The sequence below is a fragment of the Paenibacillus xylanexedens genome (genome assembly GCF_001908275.1).
Classification (GTDB): Bacteria; Bacillota; Bacilli; order Paenibacillales; family Paenibacillaceae; genus Paenibacillus; species Paenibacillus xylanexedens_A.
Genome location: NZ_CP018620.1, coordinates 1,629,085 through 1,654,998, shown reverse-complemented (window position 1 = coordinate 1,654,998; position 25,914 = coordinate 1,629,085). Strand labels below are relative to the sequence as shown.

At 46.8% G+C, this 25,914-nt stretch carries 20 protein-coding genes and 1 pseudogene; 5 read left to right on the top strand and 16 right to left on the bottom strand.

What is annotated here, in order from left to right; genetic code table 11:
• Positions 1–5: 5 nt before the first annotated feature.
• A complete protein-coding gene (locus BS614_RS07425; RefSeq protein ID WP_084174442.1) occupies positions 6–1,079 on the bottom strand; it encodes a DUF3048 domain-containing protein in 1,074 nt (357 codons plus the stop codon).
• A 338-nt stretch (positions 1,080–1,417) separates the two neighbouring features.
• Here BS614_RS07425 and BS614_RS07420 point away from each other — a divergent pair, with 338 nt between their 5' ends.
• On the top strand, positions 1,418–1,960 hold the full coding sequence (locus BS614_RS07420) for a DoxX family protein (RefSeq protein WP_017690672.1): 543 nt from the start codon (positions 1,418–1,420) through the stop codon (positions 1,958–1,960).
• A 155-nt stretch (positions 1,961–2,115) separates the two neighbouring features.
• On the top strand, positions 2,116–2,328 hold the full coding sequence (locus BS614_RS07415) for a hypothetical protein (protein WP_017690673.1): 213 nt from the start codon (positions 2,116–2,118) through the stop codon (positions 2,326–2,328).
• A gap of 172 nt (positions 2,329–2,500) precedes the next feature.
• Here the strand turns inward: BS614_RS07415 and BS614_RS07410 are convergent, their stop codons facing one another.
• From BS614_RS07410 to BS614_RS07400, 3 genes are all read right to left on the bottom strand, one after another.
• Positions 2,501–3,286, bottom strand: coding sequence for a DODA-type extradiol aromatic ring-opening family dioxygenase (locus BS614_RS07410; RefSeq protein WP_074093489.1), 786 nt, complete (start codon positions 3,284–3,286; stop codon positions 2,501–2,503).
• A gap of 103 nt (positions 3,287–3,389) precedes the next feature.
• Positions 3,390–4,220 carry an alpha/beta hydrolase gene (locus BS614_RS07405; RefSeq protein ID WP_036606057.1) on the bottom strand — a complete coding sequence of 277 codons (831 nt, stop codon included), beginning with the start codon at positions 4,218–4,220 and terminating at the stop codon, positions 3,390–3,392.
• A 254-nt stretch (positions 4,221–4,474) separates the two neighbouring features.
• Positions 4,475–4,708, bottom strand: a complete 234-nt coding sequence (locus BS614_RS07400) for a hypothetical protein (protein WP_047840502.1) — start codon at positions 4,706–4,708, stop codon at positions 4,475–4,477.
• Between the two features lie 412 nt (positions 4,709–5,120).
• On the opposite strand from BS614_RS07400, the gene BS614_RS31085 reads away from it, so the two are divergent.
• On the top strand, positions 5,121–5,933 hold the full coding sequence (locus BS614_RS31085; protein WP_084174441.1) for a DUF1129 family protein: 813 nt from the start codon (positions 5,121–5,123) through the stop codon (positions 5,931–5,933).
• A gap of 104 nt (positions 5,934–6,037) precedes the next feature.
• Here BS614_RS31085 and BS614_RS07390 read toward each other — a convergent pair whose 3' ends face one another.
• Together BS614_RS07390 and BS614_RS07385 are read right to left on the bottom strand one after the other, a co-directional pair.
• A complete protein-coding gene (locus BS614_RS07390) occupies positions 6,038–6,943 on the bottom strand; it encodes an AraC family transcriptional regulator (protein ID WP_074093488.1) in 906 nt (301 codons plus the stop codon).
• A 287-nt stretch (positions 6,944–7,230) separates the two neighbouring features.
• Positions 7,231–10,392: a copper amine oxidase N-terminal domain-containing protein gene (locus BS614_RS07385; RefSeq protein ID WP_167544387.1), complete on the bottom strand. Its 3,162-nt coding sequence runs from the start codon at positions 10,390–10,392 to the stop codon at positions 7,231–7,233.
• 316 nt (positions 10,393–10,708) lie between these two features.
• Here BS614_RS07385 and BS614_RS07380 point away from each other — a divergent pair, with 316 nt between their 5' ends.
• Both BS614_RS07380 and BS614_RS07375 read left to right on the top strand, forming a co-directional pair.
• Positions 10,709–10,936, top strand: coding sequence for a hypothetical protein (locus tag BS614_RS07380; RefSeq protein ID WP_074093487.1), 228 nt, complete (start codon positions 10,709–10,711; stop codon positions 10,934–10,936).
• Positions 10,937–10,981: 45 nt separating this feature from the next.
• Positions 10,982–11,677: a hypothetical protein gene (locus BS614_RS07375; RefSeq protein ID WP_157116040.1), complete on the top strand. Its 696-nt coding sequence runs from the start codon at positions 10,982–10,984 to the stop codon at positions 11,675–11,677.
• A gap of 149 nt (positions 11,678–11,826) precedes the next feature.
• On the opposite strand, the gene BS614_RS07370 is transcribed toward BS614_RS07375, so the two are convergent.
• The 10 genes and pseudogenes from BS614_RS07370 to purH all read right to left on the bottom strand — a co-directional run bounded on the left by BS614_RS07370 (position 11,827) and on the right by purH (position 25,701).
• The gene (locus BS614_RS07370) at positions 11,827–12,429 is read right to left on the bottom strand and encodes a GNAT family N-acetyltransferase (protein WP_244898281.1); all 603 of its coding nucleotides are present in this window, start codon (positions 12,427–12,429) and stop codon (positions 11,827–11,829) included.
• A complete protein-coding gene (ilvA, locus tag BS614_RS07365) occupies positions 12,429–13,721 on the bottom strand; it encodes a threonine ammonia-lyase IlvA (RefSeq protein WP_017690682.1) in 1,293 nt (430 codons plus the stop codon). Before ilvA ends, BS614_RS07370 begins: the two co-directional genes overlap by 1 nt.
• A gap of 63 nt (positions 13,722–13,784) precedes the next feature.
• A complete protein-coding gene (locus BS614_RS07360) occupies positions 13,785–14,675 on the bottom strand; it encodes an alpha/beta fold hydrolase (protein WP_074096726.1) in 891 nt (296 codons plus the stop codon).
• A 362-nt stretch (positions 14,676–15,037) separates the two neighbouring features.
• A pseudogene (locus BS614_RS07355) lies at positions 15,038–17,304 on the bottom strand (beta-glucosidase family protein).
• Between the two features lie 217 nt (positions 17,305–17,521).
• Positions 17,522–18,127: an alpha/beta hydrolase gene (locus BS614_RS07350; RefSeq protein ID WP_074096725.1), complete on the bottom strand. Its 606-nt coding sequence runs from the start codon at positions 18,125–18,127 to the stop codon at positions 17,522–17,524.
• Between the two features lie 14 nt (positions 18,128–18,141).
• Positions 18,142–19,092, bottom strand: a complete 951-nt coding sequence (locus tag BS614_RS07345; RefSeq protein WP_074093485.1) for a ring-cleaving dioxygenase — start codon at positions 19,090–19,092, stop codon at positions 18,142–18,144.
• A 255-nt stretch (positions 19,093–19,347) separates the two neighbouring features.
• Positions 19,348–20,430: a hemolysin family protein gene (locus BS614_RS07340; protein ID WP_036606063.1), complete on the bottom strand. Its 1,083-nt coding sequence runs from the start codon at positions 20,428–20,430 to the stop codon at positions 19,348–19,350.
• Between the two features lie 284 nt (positions 20,431–20,714).
• The gene (locus tag BS614_RS07335; RefSeq protein ID WP_074093484.1) at positions 20,715–22,052 is read right to left on the bottom strand and encodes a hemolysin family protein; all 1,338 of its coding nucleotides are present in this window, start codon (positions 22,050–22,052) and stop codon (positions 20,715–20,717) included.
• A gap of 706 nt (positions 22,053–22,758) precedes the next feature.
• On the bottom strand, positions 22,759–24,024 hold the full coding sequence (gene purD, locus BS614_RS07330; RefSeq protein ID WP_074093483.1) for a phosphoribosylamine--glycine ligase: 1,266 nt from the start codon (positions 24,022–24,024) through the stop codon (positions 22,759–22,761).
• A gap of 129 nt (positions 24,025–24,153) precedes the next feature.
• On the bottom strand, positions 24,154–25,701 hold the full coding sequence (gene purH, locus BS614_RS07325; protein WP_074093482.1) for a bifunctional phosphoribosylaminoimidazolecarboxamide formyltransferase/IMP cyclohydrolase: 1,548 nt from the start codon (positions 25,699–25,701) through the stop codon (positions 24,154–24,156).
• Positions 25,702–25,914: the final 213 nt, after the last annotated feature.

Below are 25,914 nucleotides of genomic sequence, written 5' to 3'. Positions count from 1 at the left end.
TCCTTTTATTGCTGCACAGCCAGCTTCACATGACTGGAAAATTCAGGTTGGTTAGGAACAATGCTGATAAAGGTTTTACCCGGCACAAGAGCAACTTCACTGCCACCCTGAACAAACCGTATAATGTCCCCCTGCTTCTTCACCCACTGCCCACGAATCATCTTGCCCTTTTGAAAAAGCATGGCTTCCCCGCCCTGTTCCAAATTAACGGACAACCGACCTACACTATCGAGCACCTTGTGATCTGCACCTGCCACAATGATGTTCGCTGCACCAAGTTGAGTCCCATTATCCAGATCCTGATCTGCCTTGCCATTCACCATTCTCATATATCGTCCGCTAACTTCATCATAATCATACGTCACCCGGTAACTATCCAATAAATAATGGATATCGAATTGCTTCACTGCCTCTCCTGCGGATGTCGCGCCTTCTTCGTTATAGTTGTATACCGGCGACTTGAAATCATGGCTATAACCCTTGATGTCTGACCCTTCTCTCAGCTTGTCCGCTGAAGTATACAGATTATGTGGGGCTTTACGATCCGAGGAACGCCAGAAGTAAGGTCCACCATTCGAGATTTCATCCATATGCTGTTTCTGCTGCCTTTGCAAAATGGAATACGCCTCCGGACTGCCTCCGGCGTGAACAAGTACCCCATCATAACTCTCGCCGAGCTCAATTAGATATGGACGTATACTGCGAACGGGTCCAACCGTCTCCGCACCGCCTCCACTCTGGAAGATGGCTATGAAACGGGTAATGCCTCCCTCAGCGAGAACTTCAAGAATGATATCGGCTGAACTTAGACCCGATTGGGGCCGAGCTGCGGGTGCATTATTAATCATTACGGCGAGTGGTCGACGCGTAATCGCTTCATCTACAGGCAGACCCGTCAGAGGTGCTGTATAGAGAGACGTGTTGGATTCCTCCACGTGTTCTTCTTGTACAGGTGCAGGTGTCGGTTCTGGCTGAACTGGCATCTGTGCCACCTCCTGGTTTTGGCAGGCAACAAGACTTAATGAGAGAATAAACAGAGATGCAGCCGATGCTGCTTTGTTCCATTTAAAAAGCTTCAATATAGGACCTCCTGAACGATATGGCCTGGTTCTAAGTTGTGATATATGTCTCATGTGGGCAACCATTTCACGTATTTCTTTCCATTTAATCACACCCTATCCGATTTGTCTCCGCCTAGAAGGCCTTGATACAGCTTGAAATTCACATTTGAAACAGCATATAGCTAGAAAAATATGTCCTAAATGTGAACTTCTCAAACCTTACTTAAAATTTGAACTAGATTGTGATTTTAATCACAAACAAAACGACTTTTGAACTATACAATAAAGACATCAAAGGTGATCACTTAGAAAAAACAAAAACAACACACACTAGATTCCATGAAGGAGTGGTTCATATGTTCAGCACAAACCAATGGCTTAGAGAAAACAAAGTAGCAATGTGGATTTTGACAGTACTTCGGGTGTATATCGGTTATGATTGGATGACTCACGGATGGAGCAAATTGACTGGCGGATTCGAAGCTGGCGGGTTCCTTGCAGGGGCATTGGAAAAAACAACGGGTGATCATCCAGCAGTTCAAGCATGGTGGGGAACGTTCCTTGAGAAATTCGCAGTACCAAACGCAGGACTCTTCGACTTCGTTATCCCATTGGGTGAATTCCTTGTAGGTTTGGGTCTCATCCTCGGTTGCTTCACTACACTAGCAGCACTGATGGCTATGGTCATGAACTTCGCGTTCCTCTTCTCGGGGACAGTAAGCACGAATGCTCAACTGGTTGTAATGGAAATCTTCCTTGTCGTTGCTGGTGCAAATGCAGGTAAAATCGGTCTGGATCACTGGGTACTGCCTTACCTTCGCGGATTGTTCACTCGTAACAACAAAGGAAATCTTCCTAAAGACACACCAACGATTAGCCCTACTCAAAAAACAGCTTAAACAATCATTCATAGAATTCTCGGCCCTGCTCCCAATCCCCCTGGAGAGCAGGGCTTTTTACTTTTCAAAATCAGCCCGAATGCCCGACTGACTTGCCCATCCACAGAAAATCGTATTATGATGAAATAAAGTTGAACTTCAAAGGAGTACACGATATGCCGACCCAGCGACGTCTCGAGACCGATGCGGACTTCCAGGAAGCCATGAATATGAAGTATAAGGTTCGAGTTTTTAAAGATAATCACCAGATTGACTCCGGTGGCATCATTATCCGTTTTGACAGCAACACCGTAGTAGTACAATCCAGTGTCAGTGAGCTCGCTTATCATTCGCGTACAGACTGTGAATTGTTCGAAATCCGCAAATAAAGATCTATTGCATGAATAAGTCCTCATATTGAAAAAAGGTTACTGTAGCCCTTCAAGGGTGTACAGTAACCTTCTTTTGTTTATATATTGTAATTGTATGCATTAATACACGTTATGTTATGCGTACCAAACTGGCTTCAAGCACCATAATCAGGCTGTTGTCTGTTCCAAGTTACACGCCGTCTCCAAACTGCCAGCAGTTCAAACTGAGCGTTCCGTAAGGGTAAGACTGGAATAGACGCTTCGCTGATCGGGACATATCCGCTGTACCCATGGCGTAGAACAAAGGTGCAATGTGTTCTGTACCATACGACGGAACTGCCGTGCGTGCATGAGGGGCTTTTTTCTCATATTGAAACAGTTCTCTTGTGTTCCAATGCTGCAAGCGCTCCCCGATCCAGTTATCAAATTCCACCGCCCACTCTTGCGGTTCATCCGTATTGCCCAGCAATCGCAAATTGTGAACCGTTCCACCGCTGCCAATGATTAACACATCATCATGCCGCAGCTGTTCCAGCATTCGGCCAATATCATACTGTTCCTGCGGCGTACGCAGCGAGTCTACAGATACAGCAATCACAGGGATATTAGCCTCGGGATACATATGGAGCAACGGTACCCATACGCCATGATCCAACCCTCGGCCACGAATCGGCTGATGTGCCAGATTGCTGCGGGTGAACAAAGCACATATCTCGTTCGCTAAATCTGGCTGCCCAGATGCAGAGTATTCCATCGTATACATCGTAGAAGGAAATCCGTAAAAATCATGCAAGGTCTGATGTGTATCATCCATCGTCACGGACGGTTCAGGACAATCCCAATGCGCCGTAAATACGACAATGGCTTTCGGAGCCGGCAGCCTGTCTCCAAGCTGGTTCAAGAAGTGAGTGTAGTCATTGCTCTCCACCGCCAGAGCGGGAGAACCATGCGCAATGAAAAGTGCGGGTAATGTCATTGCTGCCAACCTCCAGACACGAATAGAATGCTTACTCCTCTATTTTACCCTTAAGAAGGCGCTTTTCCAAGCTGACATCCCCAAACAGTTGTAATCCTGCCACTTATATCATCCAGTGCTGCCAATCCTGCTCGATCTTCTGACGTTCGCCCAGCCACTCTCTGGTACGCGTAATTAGCTGTTCCCGCTCTTTACCTGAAGAGAAGGTGTGATCGCCCTGGAAGATGATCTCCTTGTCACAGCGGCCCTCTTGGCGCATCCAGAATACCTTTTGATACAGGAATGCGTAGTCTACAGGAATAATCTCATCTGACGTGCCATGCACGACGAGTACATCTCCGCTAAACTTAACTGCTTCCTGGAATGGCTGTTGTTCAGCAAGAGACTCGAAGAACGTCGGTGTGAATTTGTATCCCAGATAATCAGCCGCACCCAGCTTCACGCCTTCATCGTATACTTCCCGTCCCGTAATCTTCACGATATCATTGAATGGATAACCCACGGAGGACCACATAACCAGGTTTTTGACACGTTTGTCACGTACAGCAGTTAGCAATGCAACGGCACCACCCAGACTATGACCAATCAGCGTAACACGCGTAGGATCTACATCACTGCAATTCACCGCGTAGTCCAGCACCGAACGGGTCTGCAGCACCATGGACTCCAGTCCCTCCGCTCCGTACTCCCCGCTGCTCTCTCCGCAACCGATATAATCGAAACGCAGGACCAGATAACCGTCTTCAGCCAGCTCCCGTGCAGTCTTTACAAACAAACGGTCCACGCCGATCCGGCTACCAACGAAGCCGTGGCAGATGACTGCCAGAGGTACTCGCTGCTGACTCTTCTCCTCCTTGATATCTTTCACGACCGGATAATGAATCGTGGCTGTTAATTCTTCCTGTCCATGACGGATACTGATCTGACGTTCCATACCGATTTCCCCTTTCCACGCTTAGCCTGTTAACTTCCATTTATTAAATATATATAATCCGATAAGTTTAGTGTGTATTAAGATGTTATTCATATATTATCATCCCGTAACCTTCAAGTCAACGTAAGTAAGAACCCTTTCTACGTCGACTACCAATCTACATTTTATCGGATAATAAGCACAAAAAAATGAGCCACGCTGATGACAGCTGGCCCGGATATCATTTGGAATTCAAACCAAGTGTTGCAGGATCGTTATTCGTAGCTTCTACGGAACATCTCGTGGGTCTCCACCCGTCCATTCCACTCATGCTCATGACCCGAATCACTATTGTCCCAGAAACTTCTTCCCTTCAAATTGCCATCTGTCAGTTCTTCTGCATACTCCGTATCCTCCAGGTTCTCTTCAAAGGATACAACCTCGTCCACGACTCCACGGGAGTTGCTGTTCAGTAACAGCTTCCGCGTCAATTCTGTTTGTTTATCCATAACAAGCACACTCCAATCTTGGATTTCTGTTGGAAATGCTACTATTGTGATGGAATCGGCTGCTCTTTATGCATACTTCACACAATCGTTAGATCTGGGAGGCGTGAGGGTATTTTTTCACATGAACGGGGGAAAATAAACGAACAAACATAGGTAGCATATGCCTCGGAATCCTTCTGCCGAAAGGAATGAATTCATGGAACATCTACTGGAATGGATTCAACATCACGGTAAACTGGTGCTGTTATGCACCTGTGTTATACTGGCCTGTGTATGGATATGGGTCCACCATGAGCAGCTTTTTTATAAGGAATGACTTTGCGAAACGAGAGCCCTTCCCGTATACTAAAATACCGTCAGGGTCTTCAGTCAATTGGAAGATCAGAACGTGTGTAGACAGGGGGAGCAATCATTGGGGATTTCCTATAAGAAGCTTAAAGAAATACAGAATCGGCAAATAACTGAGATGAGTCGAATGACACCTGAACATGTGAAACTGTATGACGAGATCAGCACAATTGCACGTCATGCGCCAGCGGACGAGAGAACACAGGAAGAGTGGATACTCTCCGCAGGAAGAGCGATCGTACAGGCTCAGCGGGATAACAAATCTGCTCGCGAGTTATACGGACCTGATCTGGAACAAGACATCCATGCACAGCTCGGGATTACAAATACAGCACCGGAGAAGACGGCTGCCGTTGAGGTGGGTAAATCAAGCCCAACCCGTGGTAATAGTTCAACAGCTTCATCGAAAAAGAATGCCAACGCTGTAGAACCACAGCTAACTGAGAATCCAGAGCCTGTGAAACGGACACCAAAGTGGTATGCCATGATCGCTTGGGCGGCTTTGTCTTTTGTCATGTTGATTCAAGGATGTGTGGGATTGTTCGTGGGCTGGACTGGCGGAGATACGGAGCCGTTCCAACACATCAGTCTGTTCTCTCTGCTCGTTGCGGCAGTTGGCGGGATTGCATTGGTGGAGATGCTGCGCCGCCTTGCTGAGCGACCGGACGATGAAGGAGCGGACAAGAACACCGTACCTAAAGTTAACCTTAAGGGAATCATCATCTACATCGTCATCGTGGTCCTTGTGCTGTTTGTAGGGTATCCACTGCGTGATAAACTTCCGGTATTTGCACTGGCTCCGTGGGTGAGTGCAGTGATCGGAGTTGTGGGACTTGCAACGGTAAGGCCTTTATTTGGACAAAAGAAAACTGCATAACACGTTATAAAATCGATTAAGGGGCCTTGAGGGTCCCTTTTTCATGTTCTGACGAATTTAAACCCTTCTGATATTAGGTACACGTGACATGGGCACAGGAACGCTCACGAATTCGTGAGGTCTTTTTCCATTTGGAGCTGGTTCCGATGTTTGATTCCTTTACCCGGTGTCTCTCCAAACTCCCGCTTGAACATCCGGATAAAATAGTTCACTTCCATCCCTACGGTCTCTGCCGCCTCTCGCACACTTGCTCGTGGATGCTTGTCCATCCAGTCCGAAGCCTTCTGCAAACGTAATCGTTGCATATATTGATGTCCTGTCACGCCATAATGATGATGAAATAATCGATTGAGATGCTGAACCGAATAGCCCACTGCGTCAGCAACATGCTTCAATAACAGGTCATCCTGGTAGTGCGTATGCATCAATGCTACTGCTCGGACGAGTGCATCCTTGCTCGGATCGGACTCCCGATTAGAGTGTTTTACAGTGCCATCCTGTGCCCTAGATGATCCAATACCTCCTATGCCGACATCAGATGAAATTTTCAATTGTGCTATATCCAAAATGAGCTGGTAGATCAGGGTTGATGTGTTCCACATCTCCGTTGCTCCTTGATCCAGCGCGTGCCAGAGATTGGTCATGCGTGACCAGATGATTTCAAAACCCGAGATATGGTACGGCTCTTTCTGAAGCAAACCCGCGGATTGTAGTACCGATCCAGCCGATGCACCGCCAATACCGATATAACCCAGTTCCCCTTTGGATTTGGAATGAGGCACATACTCATGCGCAACCTCGGGTTCCACGATGAATAACTGCCCTGCTCCCATCGTCCATGTCCCTTTTCCCGTTACCTTGAACTGCCCTTCACCATCGCGTGACAAAAACAACTGATACACCGGAAATCCATCCGGTCTATGCAGAACTTTCTCTTCCTGCGTCCCCACACAATACAGGTACAGTGGCAACCGGGAATCCGGCAGGCCCGTCAAACGAAACGCAAGCATTCCATCATTCCTTTCGGCTCATAGGCTTTTACATAAGGTAACCTAAAGATATTTACACTGTCCACTCCGTTTCATGTAAATATTTAGTTCAATCTATATAGCCAACTTCCCTTTATTATCCATTATTTGTTCCCGATGTAACAATGGTCTTAGGAACCTTTTTGACGACAAGATTTTCAAAAAGCGAGTTTGAAATTCACGCCAGACGATTGTCGTTCATACATAACTCGAACACCCTTTCCGAATGGAAAGGGTGTTCGAGTTTGTTTCAGTGTAAATTTTTACATTCACTCCTGTGGAGGTGTTTGCCCCTCACTTGAGGCTGGTGGATTGGTAGTAGACGTCTGCTCCTGTGTAGGCGTAGGCTGAGCTTTTTCAAGCTTGAATGTATCCGATGGGCCTGAAAGTGTATGTTTATTCGTTGTTGTATTTGCAGCAACTGAAAGAATATACACCTTGTACTCGCCTCCTTCCACCAGATTGGCTCCAGTTGAATCTATAGCTGATTTCGTTAAAGTAACTTCAACCGCTGCAGGATTTCCAATTGGGTAGCTAGTGTTAGAGCTTGCTGTAGTAATATCCAAATTATCTGTTCCTTTAACAATAAAGAGTCGGTATGCAGAAATCCCAGTTTCAGAAGTTGGTTTAGTAAAGCTAAGCTTATAACTCGCTTCGGTTACAGTACTTGTATTTTGAAGGCCTGTAATAGTAGCAGTTTGAACCGCAGTTGCTTGTGTAAAGATATTAAACTCATTGGAAGCAGAGGACAGATTGGAAACACGTGATGTACTGTCCGAAACGGACAAGACAAATACTCTGTATTTCTGTCCAGCTACAAGGACACTACCATTAATATCTCGATGTCCACCGTTTAGTACTACCGGACTGCCTGCATTGTTTTTGTTGATTTCAATAAAAGAATTAATTCCAAGAGCAGAACTTGTATTGAATCCACTCACTTGGTTAGCAGGCACAATCAAGATACGATAATTGGAGATATTGGTTTCGTTAGTTGCCTTATTAAAGGTTATTGTTACATCCGAAGGCGTTCCAGACTGTCCTTGATCTTTAACGGTTGCATTCACATTACTGGCCACTGCTACAGCGGAATTTGAAGTCAGTGTGGCTATACCGGAGGCTGACGATATCGCATTCGCTAAAGACGTGTTATTATTAACAGCCATCACGTACACTCGATAGCCTACATCATTACGGATCAAGTCACCATCCACTGTTCTCGAACCATTAGATAAAGTAATCGTCTGGTTGCTTCCAGTTCTACTTACATACGTATAATTCGAGCTATTCACTGTATTGGCTACGTTCAGATTGAAGCTGCCTGCATTTGCATTTTTCACTACAAACACCCGATAGTGATTCACATTTGTCTCATCTGCGGATTTAGTGAACGTTACACGCAGATCACGTCCATCTCCAGTATCCCCAATATCAGTTGCAACCACATTGCTCGGAACCGTTACAGCTGCATTCTGTGCCAACGTAATTTGGGAAGAGTAACCAGACAAAGCATTTTGACTGGAGTTTCCGTTGTTATTCACTGACAGCACGAATACCCGATAAGCAACGTTATTGGTAATGGTGTAACCATTGGTATCTACCGCATAGTTTGGAAGCGTAACGGACAGGTTACCACCCGTTTTGCTCACCTGCGTATAGTTGTTTGACGCATTAGCTGCGCTTAGTGTGAAGCTGCCCACATTAGCGGAACGAACTACATATACTCGGTAGGCAGAGATTCTGGATTCATCCGCGGCCTTGTTGAAAGAAATCCGTAGATCACGTCCATCACCGTAGTCACTAATATCAGCAACAGCCAGGTTACTAATGACTCCCGCGTTACCGGTCGTTGTAAGTCTCAGCACAGTGGAGGAAGCTGACAGCGCATTGGTGTATCCATTTTGCTGGTTGCCCACCGCCATCACAAAGATGCGATAATCTTGCAGATTCGTTACATTATAACCGCTTGTGTCCTTCATGGATGAAGGCAAAGTCGTTGTAATGTTGTTACCTGTTTTATTTACCGTATAGTACAGACTGGAGGACAGGTTACTTGCCGTTGTCAGATTGAAGTTGCTGGCAACCGAGTTACGCACCACGAAGACGCGATAATTCGCCACCTTGGACTCATCCGATGAACGGTTGAAGCTCACCTGAATATCACGACCATCTCCATAATCCGAGTTATCCTTCACCTGCGTAATTACTGGAGACGTTGCTGTGTTCACGGACAGCGTAAGTGAAGAGGATGCCGCGGACAGCTTGCTGTCTGTTGTTGTATTAGTGCTTACCGACAAGATGTAGACCACATACGCGGTGCCGCTTTTAATCATCTCGCCAGACGTATCCCGTGTCGAAGAAGTCAGCTGGCTTTTCACTGCGGTACTGTTTCCTTTGTATATGATCGTGGAGTTTGCACTGGACACTTTGTTCGCTGCAGCCAGATTGAACGCAGAAGAGTCCTTCGCTTTAACAACAAAAGCACGATAATACGTAATGTTCGATGTTGTGCTCGGCTGCGTGAAGTTAATCTCCAGATCGCGGCCATCGCCATAGTCACTAATATCTGCGGCACGCAGACTTGTAACTGCCTGTACTGTGGATTTCACATTATTGAGCTTCAATGCTTGGGAAGACCAGTTCAATGCATTTTTATAATTATTACTGCTGTTACCAACAGTCAGTACATACAGGCGATACGTTTCATTGCTGTTAAGCAGATCCCCGTTTACGTCACGCGTCTGTGCATTAAGTGTCAGTTTCGGGTTACTGCCATTTGGTGTAACGGATGTATAGTTCGCAGAAGGTACGGCAGTTGCTGAGGACTCCGTGAAGCTATTCACATCACGAGTTTTCACCAGCATAATCCGGTAAGCTGATACCGCCTTCTCTGAAGTTGGACGTGTGAAGCTCACGGTCAAGTCACGACCATCTCCGTTACTTCCGGATACCGAACCATAGATGTTCCATGCAGCATATTGTGTCTCATCTACTGGAGGTGTTGCTGTTGTCTTGATATCTACACGCTGATTGCGTGAGTTCCAGAATACTTTTTCTCCAAAAGCTTCACTGACAAAACGAATCGGAACCATCGTGTTGCCCTTAATCGTGTTCGCAGGTACATCCAGCGATATCGCTTCCCCGTTGATGTATGCCGTTTTGGAACCAAGTGTCAAAGTAACTTCCTGATCGTCGCGAGTTGCAACAATCGTTTTGGTTCTGTTCGTGTACTGTACCTTCGCATCCAATCCTTCAAATATCGACCGAAGCGGAACCAGTACGCGTCCACCTTTCATCACAGGTGCCTGAGCAGATGATAACTCTGCATCATTAATATATATACTGATCCTCGCAGCTGCATCCATAACCGACGTTGGAAGTGCGGACATCAGCATGGCTGATACAGCTAGCGCTGACATTACCTTCTTCACTTGTTTTCCTCCCGCTTTCCTCATATCCCATATCCCCATTCTCGCATTTAGTTAACATCGAAGTAGATTCGCTGTTCTTTTCATTAATTCCTGTATTTACCTATGCACAAATAAGACGTTCCGATCAGCTCAAAAGTTTCCAGTTGTACAAAAAATATTTTCTCAGAAATCTCCCTCTATCTTCCACCCTCCAAAAGTTAAAAATAACAGAAGAATTTGTCACCATTCCGCAACCACATCCAGCACCAATTGGGTTAATGTATAGTGACTAGTGAACAACACCTATCATTTTCTCAACTACGGGAGGTTCATATCTATGACATCATTGCTCCAATCTGCCAAACGTAAAGGCATGCGCACCTTCATTACAGCCACCGCCATCCTCATGCTGCTCCAAACGGCTGTCGCTCCATTATCTGGAGTCGCTGCTGCCGCTTCTTCCAGTACAGATACCAAAGTCACAACTGCCAGTTCAACAACGATATATAAAACATTTCAGTCCATGCTCTACAAAAAGAACGGCTTGCCTGCCGCGGATATTTAACTCGAATCTCATATCGATCAAGTTACGACTCATCATGCAACCCTGATGGTCTTACAGCTGGAGAATGCCCGCAACAAGGCGTTAACAGCCATGACGGACCGCCTGCTCGTTCCTAACGTTCAGGACAAAATGATCAAGGCTTACAAGTTGAATGATAGCTTCACCACACTCATGTCCCGTACCAACGACACCAGTCTGTGTGCACTGCTCCAGCAAGCACGGGATAGCGGTTATCGCCTGGTTATGCTGGAAGGTTCCCTCTATCCGATCATGAATTATATGGCTTTTCAGAAATATATCTCGTACGTGAAACCAGACATCAAACAATACATTAATATCATGGCAGTTGAAACCAGCAACCTTGCCGCCGATGATGGTGCACTGGTCATTGGCTATCAGGAGATACTCAATCGCGCTTTGAATCAGGAACGATTCCTGAACGAATATCCGAAGTCCAATCGGGTACAACAGGTTAAGAACCTGATGAATAACTATACCTTGTATACCTTTTATGGCCTGAATAATACGCCTTTATTTGACTATGAAACGAACAAAATGACAGCCAATGCCCAGAAAGGTTACAAAGCTGTCTTACAACGTAACTCATCCGAAGACAGTGCCTTCCTGACCAAACTTGAAAAGTTCATGGACATCGTAACCGAAGCCAAATTCGAGAAAACGGCTGCTGTCGAGAAATGGCTGGAGCAGAATGTGCCGGTCAGCGACTATGCGAATTATTAAGTTAATCTGTCCCCAAGGTTAACATCCGTTTCAAATTCAGGCTAAATTCCAACAGATAACCACGACAAAAACCGCCACAGGACTCACCCCTGTGGCGGTTTCTTCTTGTTTCTATAGTCACAGCTAACTCAATCCGTCAGCTCCCTGCACTATTGAATCGGTTTGACCATATGATTATACTCATGTCCTGCGATGACAATCACGTCATCTTTGACATATCCCTGCCGTTCGTACAGCATTAGCGCACGGCCGTTGTCTCGTTCTACAATCAGGGATACCTGCGAGTGACCCAGATCTCTGCCCTGCTGCTCAAAAGCAGCCATCAGTGCCCGGCCGATGCCCTGCCCCTGATAAGCTTCACTTACCGAGAGAGTATCCAGATAATACTCCCCCGGACGGGTTTCTTTGACCAATGCATACTTCTCATCCCGGCTTCGTCCAGGTCGATCCAGAATCGGCTGGTCCAGACGATCTGCTTCTCCGCCATCATAGGCGACCAGAATCCCCGCAATCAGCCCATCCTGCTCCATCACTGTCACATGACGATAGCTAATCCGGTTGTTTTCCTGTACATAGAACTCCTGCAAAATCTGCATCGCCTTCTCATGATCCGCCTCACCCGCAAGCGCGTATGCAATGTCTCCTATCGCCTGATACAGCAAAGGAATAACCTGATCAGCATCTTCTATGCGTGCAGGTCTGATCAGAGGAGATGTTTCTTGGTGATTTAATTGCATTTTGGAATTATTCATCAGATTAACATGTTGAACAGATTTAGATTTTTGTTCAGTTCGGTATAGGCGATACCTTTGCGGTTCATGCGTTCAATGAGCGGGTGGTAATCTTCCTTGTACATCAGCTCGATGCCCACCAAGGCAGGGCCATTTTCCTTATCATGCTTTTTCGTATATTCAAACCGGGTGATATCATCATTCTTCCCTAGAACTTCCTCCAGGAATTCACGTAAAGCTCCTGCACGCTGCGGGAAATTAACCATGAAATAATACTTCAGACCTTCATAGATCAGGGAACGTTCCTTGATCTCCTGCATCCGGTCGATATCGTTGTTTCCGCCACTAATAACACAGACCACCGTCTTGCCCACGATTTGCTCACGATATTGCTCAAGCGCCGCAACAGCCAAGGAACCGGCAGGCTCAACCACGATCGCATTTTCATTATAGAGTTCCAGAATAGTTGTGCAGGCTTTGCCTTCCGGCACTTTCACAATGTCATCAAGTATACTGTTGCAGATATCAAAGGTGAGATCGCCAACCCGTTTCACCGCTGCACCATCCACGAATTTATCAATATCATCCAACGTCACAACCTGTTTGCGGAACATCGCCTCACTCATGGAAGCTGCCCCAAGTGGCTCAACTCCAATGATGCGTGTCTCTGGACTCACGGTCTTCATGTAGGTTCCCACTCCGGCTGCCAACCCTCCGCCACCAATCGTCACGAATACATAGTCGGCATTCTCGTCGAGACTTTCCATGATTTCCATCGCTACCGTACCATTACCTGCAATAATCTTCGGTTGATCAAAAGGATGGATGAACGTCATGCCCTGTTCGTCACATGCACGCATTGCTTCTGCGTATGCATCGTCATACGTATCTCCGATCAGCACCACTTCAACGTTGCTGCCGCCAAAACGTCTCACTTGCTTCACCTTCTGGTTCGGCGTTGTACTCGGCATGAAGATTTTGCCGTTAATTCCGAGCGCATTACAGCTAAAAGCAACACCCTGAGCGTGGTTGCCCGCACTTGCACAGACAATACCCTTCTCCATCTCGGCTGGTGTCAGACTGCGAATCATATTATAGGCGCCCCGAATTTTGAACGAACGTACCACTTGAAGGTCTTCCCTTTTCAGATACACATTACAGTTATATTTGGCCGACAATACAGCATCCCGCTGTAACGGCGTTCTTACAATGACCTCACGCAGCACATGATGTGCGCGTACGATATCTTCCATGCCAACACTGGCACGACCGGGACTTGTGGTTCCCGTTGGTTCTTGTTCAACTGGTTTCATGTTGTCTCCACACTCCGCTTTTATGGTCTAGCAATGTCGCGCACTGCTTTTCTTTGTATTGTATCACTTTTGATCTATTCTTGCGCCTGAGCTCTCATCATTTATCATTCGTAAAATCTCATCAATAATGACCTGAGGGTCTGTATACATAACCATATGTCCCGATTGATCGGCCCCAATCCATCTCGCATTGGATAGCTGGCTCACCGTCTGGCGATGCGCCGTGATGAGGGCAGGTCTGATTTTCCCCTCTCCCTTGCCCGGGTTCGTACCCGAGATCACGCTAACTTCCAGATTACCCAGAGCCGGAGGATGTTCCAGCAACGTTGCCATGTCATCCAGAAACGTTTTGCCTTCTGCAAGCATCGTGCTGGCTGCCCGTACAGTGAAATCCTCCTTGAGGTGATCCGCTGCCACATCGTCAGGCTGAACACTTCCAGCTTTGCTGCCAAGCATCTTATATAAGCCAGTCCGCGCCATGATTGGAATAATGAAACCATTGATGGCAAAGCTCTTTTTAGTAAGCTTGGAAAAATACATTTTGCAATGCTCGTCTGATGGATCTACCAGAATAATGCCACGTAATCGAGATAGATGTGCAGCTGCCGCAGCCCGTACAATCGGACCGCCCCAGCTATGTCCAACCAGAATGAATGGGCCCGGGCTCAGAGCTGTCAGCAGTTCCCCAAGGTCCCCTGCAATGCGTTCAAGGCTGCGGGGAGCCGAGTCGACATCACTTCGTCCCGCCCCTGCCCTGTCATACACGACTGCACGTGCATGCTCAGCAATGGCTGGTGCAACCAGTCCCCAGGTTGATCTGGAGGCACCCATACCGGACTCAAATACAACCGTCAGCTCTCCTGTTCCCCTGGACATATAATGTAGTTTGCGACCATCGCGGGTCTGAACAAACGCACTTGAACCAAATGTATGTAAGCTAGGGTTAGGATTCATATTCCCCTCCTGATTACGTGCATATTCGTCTTTCACCGAATCTAATTGAAAATGATTATCAATTACTTCATTATAGAATAATCCATGCTTTACGACAACCATGTTGCTTCAGCAAGTTAGAGCAGTCCTGTCACCTCTGTCACGTTACTAGGATCATCCCCCATCCCACCGTTCCTTTCACCCCTTTTTCCTTATTCAAAAAGAAAACCCGATCCATGATCGGATCGGGTACTGTCCCAGCCACTATGCGGCTGGCCCTCATGCACTTTCTTATGGCTTCGTGCGCAGTTCCTGCACGTATCGCATAATCGTAATCGCTTAATCCAAGGATCGACGAATACTCGGTTTAAGAGCACAGCCCCTTATCCCCGAATACCATGATCCTTGTTGTTCAGCTGCTCCAGAAGTTCATTCATCGCTTCTTCCGTCATGGCCCCACCGCTAAACGCAACCAGTGCTCGCAGCGGCATATATTTCATCATCGCATCCATCATATCTGCATGATCCCCGGCATCATCACCGCCGAACCCACTGGCTTCCTGGAATTGTTGCAAAGCCTGGTCCAGTAGCTGTTTATGGGCCGGATCACGCTGGATATCACCCAATGTACTATTACGCGTATAGGTTGGAAGGAATGTCGCTGTAGACTCTACATTCACACGTGTGTGCACATGAATGTCCCGTGAGGAACTGCCTACCTGAATCTCGAACTCTCCGGTCTCCACATGCCAGTCCTTCATATCTACGTTGTAATAGGCGAATGAACGTTTGTTTAGTGTGAAGCTCACCACTTTGGACGCTCCAGGTTCAAGGGCCACCTTCGCAAATCCTTTTAATTCTCTTACAGGACGAATAACTGTGCTCTCTACATCGCTGACATACAACTGTACAATCTCTTTGCCCGCTCTGTCACCGGTATTGGTGACCCTTACTTGCACATTCACCTCATCCTGATCGGTCAATTCTGTGCGATCTACCTTCAGGTCAGCATATTCAAATGTCGTATAACTTAGTCCATAACCGAACGGAAACAGTGGCTCCAGCTCTTTTTTATACCTTCCCGGTAATCGACACGATCCCCTTCGCCCGGGAAATTCAGATAAGACGGATTATGGCTGAGTTTGGCAGGGAATGTCTCTGCCAGTTTACCGGACGGATTCACCTCCCCATACAACAGATCAGCTATCGCTCCACCAACGGCCTGTCCACCAAGATAAGCTTCAAGCACCGCTTGCACCTGCGGCAACCAAGGCATCTCCACTGGAGATCCGTTGCTCAGCACCACAACCACACGTGATTGTACTTTTGCAATCTCTTCGATCAGACGAATATGATTGTCAGGCAGACGCAAATGGGCACGATCATACCCTTCGGATTCATAACGATCCGGCAATCCAACAAACACAACAGCGGTATCCGCTGACTGTGCTGCCTGAACAGCCTCATGCATCAATGTCTCATCCACATCATCCGCTTCAATCCGATAACCTGGGGCATACGAGAAGGTTACACTTTCGCCAGCCACCTGTGTCATCTCTTCCACAATATCATCCACTTTGGTCGGATTAATATGGGAACTGCCGCCGCCCTGGAAGCGAGGTTTGCGCGCAAATGCCCCGATTAACGCCACTTCGCCTTCACGTCCCAGCGGCAGGAGACCTTCTTCATTTTTCAGCAAAACCATACTCTCGGCTGCCACCTTGCGCGCAAGTTGGTGATGCTCATCCTTGTTATATGTAGCCCCTTCTTGCTTTTGATCAACGGTATTAAAGATCAGCGTAAGCAGACGCTCCACCGCCCGATCCAGCTTGTCCAGCGGCAGTTGTCCGCTCTCTACGGCATCAATCACTTTACGCTCACCGATTCCACCGCTTGTTGGCATCTCCAGTTCCAGTCCTGCTGCAAGGGCGTCTGCACGTTCATTGACCGCACCCCAGTCTGATACCACAAAACCTTCGTGACCCCATTCGTCTTTCAGAATATCCGTAAGCAACCATTCATTCTCACCTGCATACGTACCGTTCACCTTATTGTAAGAACACATCACCGTCCACGGCTGTCCATCCTTCACTGCACCTTCGAAGCTCGCCAGATAGATCTCACGCAGCGTCCGTTCATCCACCACCGCATCAATCGACATGCGCCGTTCTTCCTGATTATTAACTGCAAAGTGTTTGAGAGACGTACCCACACCCTGGCTCTGCACACCCTGAATATGACCGGTAGCCATCTGCGTAGATAACAACGGATCTTCGGAAAAGTATTCAAAATTACGTCCGCCCAGCGGGGAACGTTTAATATTTACACCCGGTCCAAGTAATACCGCTACATCCTCGGCCTGACATTCCTCACCCAAAGCCACCCCGACCTGACGCGCCAGCTCCTTGTCCCATGAACTAGCCAATCCTGCCGCAGACGGGAAACAGGTTGCAGGCACACTCGACGTTAGCCCAAGATGATCCGCACTCCCATCCTGCTTGCGAAGCCCATGAGGTCCGTCCGTCACCATGATGGATGGAATGCCAAGACGCTCCACCCCTTTCAGATGCCAAAAGTCCAGTCCCGAACACATGCCCGCTTTTTCTTCCAGTGTCATCTGCTGTATCAGTTCCTTGATGTTACGTTCCACATTAACCCCTCCAGTTCATGATGTTGATACATAGCTATATCACTAAGCATACAAGGTTATCTACCACACATTCAAATGTTTACCCGGTTAGTAACGGTTACATAACACCAGTCAATCATTTCTTCTTCCTGACGATGATCAAAATAAAAAGGAAAAACAGCCCGATCTTCACGATCAGGCTGTCTCTATACGTTTCATAACCGTCTATCCACCCAATTTACGCCTGTGTCTTAAACCAAGCTACCGCGGCTTCTGCTTCGGTACCAGTCAATTGATGACCCTGACGCTCCCAATGTGTGTTTACATCGGCACCTGCACCGCTTAGCAGCGAAGCAAGTTCCTCCGTTTCACGTCTTGGTACAATCGGATCGTTCTCGCCCGCACCAATGAACACAGGCAGACCTTTCAGATCCGGCAGTTCCAGTCCGCGCAGCGGTACCATCGGGTGATGCAAGATTGCACCTTTGAATACATCTGCTTGATGGAAGATCAAGCTTGCCGCAATGTTGGCACCGTTAGAGTAACCCAGTGCATACACGTTGGACCGATCGAACCCATATTCCACCGCAGCTGCATCGACAAAAGATCCCAGCTCTGCCGTACGAGCAATCAGATCTTCTTCATCAAAAATACCTTCGGCCAGGCGGCGGAAGAAACGGGGCATCCCGTTCTCCGATACATTACCCCGCACCCCAAGTATGCAAGCTCCTGGTGCGATCATCTCCGCCAGACCGATCAGATCGTTCTCGGTTCCGCCTGTGCCATGAAGCAACAGGATTGTTGGCGCATCCGGCTGAGCACCTGCTTTATAGATATGTTTCATTGTATTGGTTGTGGTCATGATTTGGACTCTCCTTTCCATTCACGTACTTCAATTCGTGGCAACAATTGTTCAATCTGTTCACGCTGTGGTTCATACCATTCAGGCAACATCAGTTTCTCACCCATGCTCTCTGCTGGTTCATCCCGTGCAAATCCCGGAGGATCCGTAGCCAGTTCGAACAGTATACCACCCGGCTCCCGGAAATACACAGCGTTGAAGTATTGACGGTCAATGACTGGCGTTGGATGATATCCGGATTGTTCAAGATCCTGCTGAATTTGTTCATGCTCCACGTAATCTTTGGCACGCCATGCAATGTGGTGGACCGTTCCGGCTCCACCAATCCCGCGTTGGATACCTGTGGACTGAATATCGATGATCTGACCGATATCGCCGCTTGCCTGAAGACGAAGGAGTCCGTTCTCTTCACCGACTTGCTCCAGACCCAGTTTGCTCACCAAGACGTCCATGGTTTTCTCAGGAACGTGGCTGAACAATACGGCTCCGCCAAATCCTTTGATGGCATGCTCCGGTGTCACACCGTTGAAACTCCAGTTGCTTGGCTGACCACCTTCACGTTCAACCAGTTCAAGCAACAGACCGCCTTTGTCGAAGAAACGAATGTACTGCTCACCAAATCTGGTTTTATTTTCATATGGAATATCAAAGGAAGCAAGACGTTCTTTCCAGAAAGGCAGGCTTCCTACAGGAACCGCATATACGGTAACTCCAGTCTGACCTGACCCAATGACACCTCTTCTTGAATTTTGCTGTGGGAAAAAGGTAATGATTGTGCCCGGTGCACCCTGCTCATTCCCGTAATACAAGTGATACACGTCCGGTGCATCAAAGTTAATTGTTTTTTTCACCAGTCTGAGCGCCAACACACCTGCATAAAAATCAACGTTTTTCTGCGCATCGTCAACAAAAGCTGTAATATGATGAATTCCTGAAGTTCTGAACATAATCTCCACTCCCTTGGGTTTTAGTTGTATCATAGGTTGTTTTTGCTTCTTTTATTTATTGCTTTTCATTATTTATCTTTAATTTAAGATTCTTTAAATTTATATTAATCCATTGGACTACATTATGCAAGCTTTTATTTTAAAATTAAGATTTAATACAAAAAGCAGGCCCCGATCACATCGGGAACCTGCTTATCATTAGAACCATTGATTAGGTTGCTTCGTATACCTGTATTACTTTTGCATTACTGCTTCTTAAACCAGTTTCATTCTTTTTGGTGGATTCACCAAATCTTTATGCTCGTATTCATCCTTGATATCTCCGACAATCTCTTCAAGGATATCCTCCATCGTAACCATACCTACCGTAGCACCTGCCTCGTTTTTCACGGTTGCAATGTGTACACGGCTTTGCTGCATCTGGATCAGTACATCCTTGATTGGAGAACGCTCGGAGAAACTCGGCGTATTGTGAACAAATGTCTCCATATTGAAATCTCTGCCCGCAGCCACACTCGTCAGCATTTCTTTTGTATTAATAAAGCCAACAAAATGTGCCTGATCCCCATTTGCAATAACAGGGTATCGCGTGTATTCATGTCGATTCAGCGTCTCAATGATCTGATCAATCGGCATTTCCTTATTCAGAGTAACAATTTTATCTCGTGGAATCATAATCTCCTGAAGCAGACGCTCATCAAAAGCAAAAATGTTTTTGAGATAGTCCAGCTCCGTCTGGTTGATCTCGCCACTCTCGTAGCTCTGTGCCATAATCAGCTTCAGCTCTTCTTCGGAGTGAACGGTATCATGCCCGGCAGGTTTTACACCAAATATGCCAAGCAACAGACGAGCAGCTCCATTCAGCGCATAGATGAACGGATTCATGATTTTACCGAACCAGTACAGTGGTGGTGCCAACAACAGCGTCATTCTCTCTGCAAACTGAATCGCCAGCGTTTTCGGTGCCAATTCACCAATAACCACGTGCAGGAAGGTAATGATCGCTAGAGCAATACCATAGGAAAGCACGGTAGACAATGCCGCCGGCACTTCCATGCGCTCAAAGAGCGGATGCAGCATTTTCTCAACAGTAGGTTCACCCAAGGCTCCCAATACCAGCGCCGTGATGGTAATCCCCAATTGACATGCCGACAGATAATAATCCAGGTTGTGCGCCACTTTTTTGGCCAGTACTGCCTTTTTGTTGCCTTCCGAGATCAATTGATCGATTCGGGACATCCGTACTTTAAGAATTGCAAATTCGGCTCCAACGAAAAAGGCTGTCAGACCTATAAATACGGCTACTAAAAATAAATTCAAGGCTATTATTCCGTCCAATGATTTCCCTCAACCTGAGGGATTCACCTCCATTAAAATTTAAAATAAGGTTTGCACGAGTGACGTTCCGGTGACGGCTCGTTCTTCCGATCGCCATTGCCTCCAAATTTTCCTGATTGTTGTTTTCAAAGGTTTAAAATTGGTTTGCAAACGCGAACGCTACGCTTCTTCAGAATCGGTTCCGTCCCCTACACTGTTACGTTGCCAAAACGTTTTAAATTCTGAGGGCAGTAGCCAAATAGGCAGTCAAAGCCTAGATTACAGTCAGATCGAACCAACCAAGATCACGCCAGATCGCTAGTCGCTTCCTCAACCTGTGCGCCGCTCACTCGTTCCAGAAGAACTTGTTTGATGTGATAGTTCTCGGTATCGACAACGGTCCAGACATAATCGCCGTGTTCTACCGTGTCTCCTTTTTCCACACCTACACCCTTCTGGTATTGAATCCATCCGGCCACGGTATCCATCTCTTCATTTCCTTCAAAGCTAAGTCCGAACTGCCGTTCCACTTCATCCAAAAGTACCCGACCATTAATGAGATATTGATTCTTTCCGGTTTCCTGGATATCAGCCACCTCATCGGCATCGAATTCATCGCGAATCTCACCGACAAGTTCCTCCAGAATATCCTCCATCGTAATGATACCCGAGGTACCCCCATATTCATCCACGACCACGGCCATGTGTACACGTTCCTGCTGCATTTTAATCATCGCATCCTGGATACTTGTAACTTCGGAAACGAACGGAATCTCACGAACGAACTCGCTCAGTTGATACGATCTTGCAGCAACCATGTCAGGCAAAATCTTTTTCACATTCACAACGCCGATAATGCGGTCCTTGTCCCCATCCTCGATGACAGGGTAACGTGAGTAGTTATGTTCATCCAATATAGGAATAATATCGTCATAGGTCATATCCTGATCTAATGTCACCAGTTCCGTACGCGGCACCATGATATCTTTGGCATCACGTTCGTCGAACACAAATACATTTTCCAGATATGAAAGCTTGGTCTTGTTGTTCTCGTCACCTTCATAACTCTGGTTCATGATGATTTTGATCTCGTCCTCCGAGTAGGCTTGATCATGTTTGGCAGGCTTTACACCGAATCCTCGCAGAAGAACACGTGAAGTTCCATTAAGCGCCCAGATGAACGGATACATGATTTTACCAAACCAGTATAGCGATGGGGCGAGCATTAATGTAAGTTTTTCTGAGAATTGAATCGCCAACGTTTTCGGTGCCATCTCACCAACAACCACGTGCAAGAACGTGACGAGGATAAAGGCGATCGCATAGGAAGCAATCGACGAGATTGAAGCAGGTACATCTAAATAATTGAATACCGGATATAACAATCTCTCAACCGTCGGTTTTCCGAGCGCTCCCAGTCCCAGTGCAGTGACCGTAATACCGAGCTGACAGGCTGACAGATAATAATCCAGGTCCGAGACAACTTTTTTAGCCAATACGGCCTTTTTATTGCCCTCCGCGACCAGTTGATCCACTCTTGATGTACGAATTTTGACTACAGCGAACTCCGATGCTACGAAAAATGCAGTCAATGCAATCAAGATAATAAGTAAAACGATATTCAATATGGTAATTATGTCCAATGATTTCCCCGGTTCTCAGGGATTCACCTCCAGAGATAGTTACAGCGTGATCCGTTAACTGTGTTAACCATTCATCAACTGTTAGTCTTTCAACACGACGTCTGCCTTATATAAAATTGATTTCAATGATATCTTTTGTATAAGTCTTACGTTTGACCTTGTAAAACCAAAACAGGAATTCAAGATGAAGTCAATGACATGCAGAAACTTCTTCATTCAAATCGGGTTACCCCTCATGCTGTCAATTGTTCCTCGCTTAACTCCACCTAGATTCGCCATTTGGACAATTTACAATATCGCCTACCCAATAGATATCCACCTCCCCTCGTACTCATTCCTGTTTCCGAAAAGTATACCATGTTTCCCGCTCAACCATCCAGTTGCACGTTATGGTTTGCCACAAGCTTACAGTATAATGTTCACAAATTAGTCTCTATGTATGTTACGTACTTTATATAATATGATTGATATTACCTCATAATGTGATATTGTTCACATGTTTAGTATAGTCTAATTTATAAAAATACTACCCCTTAATTTAGGGCATTAAACATGCCTGATTTCATCCTGTTTCGTATCTTTCCCATGTCTTTCCCATATAAAATAAGTCCGCTGTATGCACAAGATACATCTATATACGTAGCAAAGAGCCCGCAAGATGCAAATACCTTTCCGGTATACATCTTTACGGGCTCTTATATTCATTCTATACGAGTGCTTTAGCAGCAATATCCGTCCGCTGATGTTTACCATCAAAATGGATACGCTCCGCCTGTTCATAGGCTTTGTTTCTAGCTTCGGCAATATCCGCACCAAGGCCAACTACGCCCAGGATTCGTCCACCATTGGTGACCCAATCTCCCGCTTCACTACGCGCTGTACCTGCGTGGAATACCACGGCATCATCTACTTGATCCAGACCTTCAATGACTACGCCTTTGGCATAAGGACCCGGATAACCTCCTGAAGCAAGTACCACACATACTGCGGCTTCATCGCTCCATTCAATCTCAATGTCAGCCAGCTTGCCATGAACGGTTGCCCAGAAGATATCGAACAAGTCACTCTTCAAGCGTGGCAGTACGACCTGTGTTTCGGGATCACCAAAACGTGCGTTGAACTCAATCGTTTTGGGTTTACCATCTGGTGAAATCATCAGTCCGGCAAACAACACACCCTGGAATGGACGTCCCTCGGACACCATCGCTTTAGCCGTTGGTTTAATGATCGTCTCCACGGCTTGCTCAATAATAGAAGCAGGGATATGTGGCAATGGTGAATATGTACCCATACCGCCTGTGTTTGGCCCCTGATCATTGTCGAATACAGGTTTGTGATCCTGTGCTGCTGCCATCGGACGAACCGTCTCCCCATCGACAAAAGCCAGAATGGACATTTCCTGCCCTGCGAGGAATTCCTCGATGATCACTTTGGCTCCTGCTTCACCAAATACTTTGTCCACCATGATGCTGCGAAGTGCCTGATTAGCCTCTTCACGCGAATAAGCTACCGTCACACCTTTGCCCGCTGCCAGTCCATCTGCCTTGATGACAACCGGGATTGCTTGCTCATTCAGGTATGCTTGAGCCTGTTCGTAGTTGTCGAATTTTTCATAGGCTGCGGTTGGAATGTTATATTTGTGCAGCAGGTCCTTCATGAACGTTTTACTTCCTTCGATCTCTGCTGCATTACGACGGGGGCCGAATACCGGAATACCTGTCGAATCAAATGCATCCACGATCCCATCTGCAAGCGGATCATCCGGACCAATAACCACCAATCCCACTTTAAGCTCTACAGCAAGAGCCGTTAGTTTATCAAATTCATTTACCGCAATGGCATGACACTCAGCGAGCTGAGCAATACCTGCATTTCCCGGTGTACAGTGAATCTTGTCTACCTTTGGACTCTTCGCCAGAGCCCAAATGATTGCATGCTCCCGGCCACCGCCGCCTACTACCAGAATATCCATTCGTTCTGTTCCCCCTCCGTGCATAACTGGATTTGTTACGCTAATGCGTGTTGAAAAACCTAAAAAAGAGGGGGTGTACCATAAGTCATAAGTATGACTGGCGACACCCCTTATTAAACCTTTTTCGTTCTAGTGTTTGAAGTGACGAACGCCTGTGAAGACCATGGCAATTCCGTATTCATTGGCTACTTTGATGGATTCTTCGTCTTTGATCGAACCACCAGGTTGGATCACTGCTGTAATTCCGGCTTTTGCTGCCAGTTCCAGCGTATCACCCATTGGGAAGAACGCATCAGATGCCAGAATAGCACCTTTTGCTTGCTCGCCCGCTTGCTCAATCGCAATTTTGGCTGCACCCACACGATTCATTTGTCCAGCGCCCACTCCTACCGTCATATCATTCGCAGCAAGTACAATCGCATTGGATTTCACGTGTTTAACTACTTTCCAGCCAAACAACAGCTGTTTCAGTTCTTCTTCCGATGGCGCACGATCCGTTACCACGTTCAGTTCGCTCGCTTCGATGGAGTGTACATCGGACTGTTGCACAATCATACCACCGTCGATGGACGTTACCACGAATTGGCTCTCCCGTTTACGAGCAGCATTCAACTCACCCGTTTTGAGCAAACGAATGTTTTTCTTCTTCGTCAGGATATCGAGAGCCTCTTGTGTAAAGTCAGGAGCAAGTACGATTTCCAGGAAAATCTCGCTCAATTTGCCTGCTGTGTCGCTGTCGATAATGCGGTTTGCTGCCACAATGCCACCAAAAATAGACGTTGGATCTGCAGCATATGCCTTGCTGTAAGCTTCATAGATACTTGCGCCAATACCTACGCCGCATGGGTTCATATGTTTAACCGCGACAACGGCTGGTTCTTCAAATTCTTTGACGATCTGCAATGCTGCGTTCGCATCGTTGATGTTATTATAAGACAACTCTTTGCCATGCAATTGCTCGGCTGTTGTCAACGTATCTTGAGCAGCCAGCGGTTTGCGGTAGAATGCCGCCTGCTGATGTGGATTTTCGCCATAACGCAAATCCTGGAGTTTTTCGTAAGTAACCGTCAGACGCTCTGGCAGTGGATCGCCATTTACGTTGGACAGGTAGTCGGAGATGAGTGCATCGTAAGCCGCCGTATGACGGAAAACTTTTGCCGCAAGCCGTTTGCGAGTTTCGAGAGTGGTATCTCCATCGTTGCGCACTTCCTCCAGCACTTGGCTGTAATCAGATGCGTCTACAACGACACTGACAAAGGCATGGTTTTTGGCTGCCGAGCGAAGCATCGTTGGACCACCGATATCGATGTTCTCGATGGCATCTTCGTATGCCACGTCCGGTTTCGCAATAGTCTCTTGGAACGGATACAGGTTCACGACAACCAGATCGATATAGCCGAGACCGAGATCTTCCATCTGGCGTGTGTGCTCTTCGTTATCACGCACAGCCAACAACCCACTATGAACTGCCGGATGTAATGTTTTGACACGTCCGTCCATGATTTCCGGGAATCCGGTCACATCCGAAATTCCGATGACAGGTACGCCTTCCTTCGACAATAGGCTACTTGTACCTCCTGTCGAAATAATCTCCACACCCATTTGCGACAGCTCGCGGCAAAAGTCCACGATGCCAGTTTTATCCGATACGCTAACCAGCGCTCTTTTGATACTCACAATATGCTCCTCCTTTAATGTCCCATGGCTTCGCGTTTCATGACGAAACACAGCCGATTTATTTCCCGAGAAATATCACAAAATGCGTACCAATATTCGACTTCTGTTATACAGTTGATAAATGGATTTTCACACTAAAACACTACGAGTCCAGAATAATCTTTCGATCGCTGTTATTCCTAGATTTTTTTGAACAATTTCTCAATGGTAAAA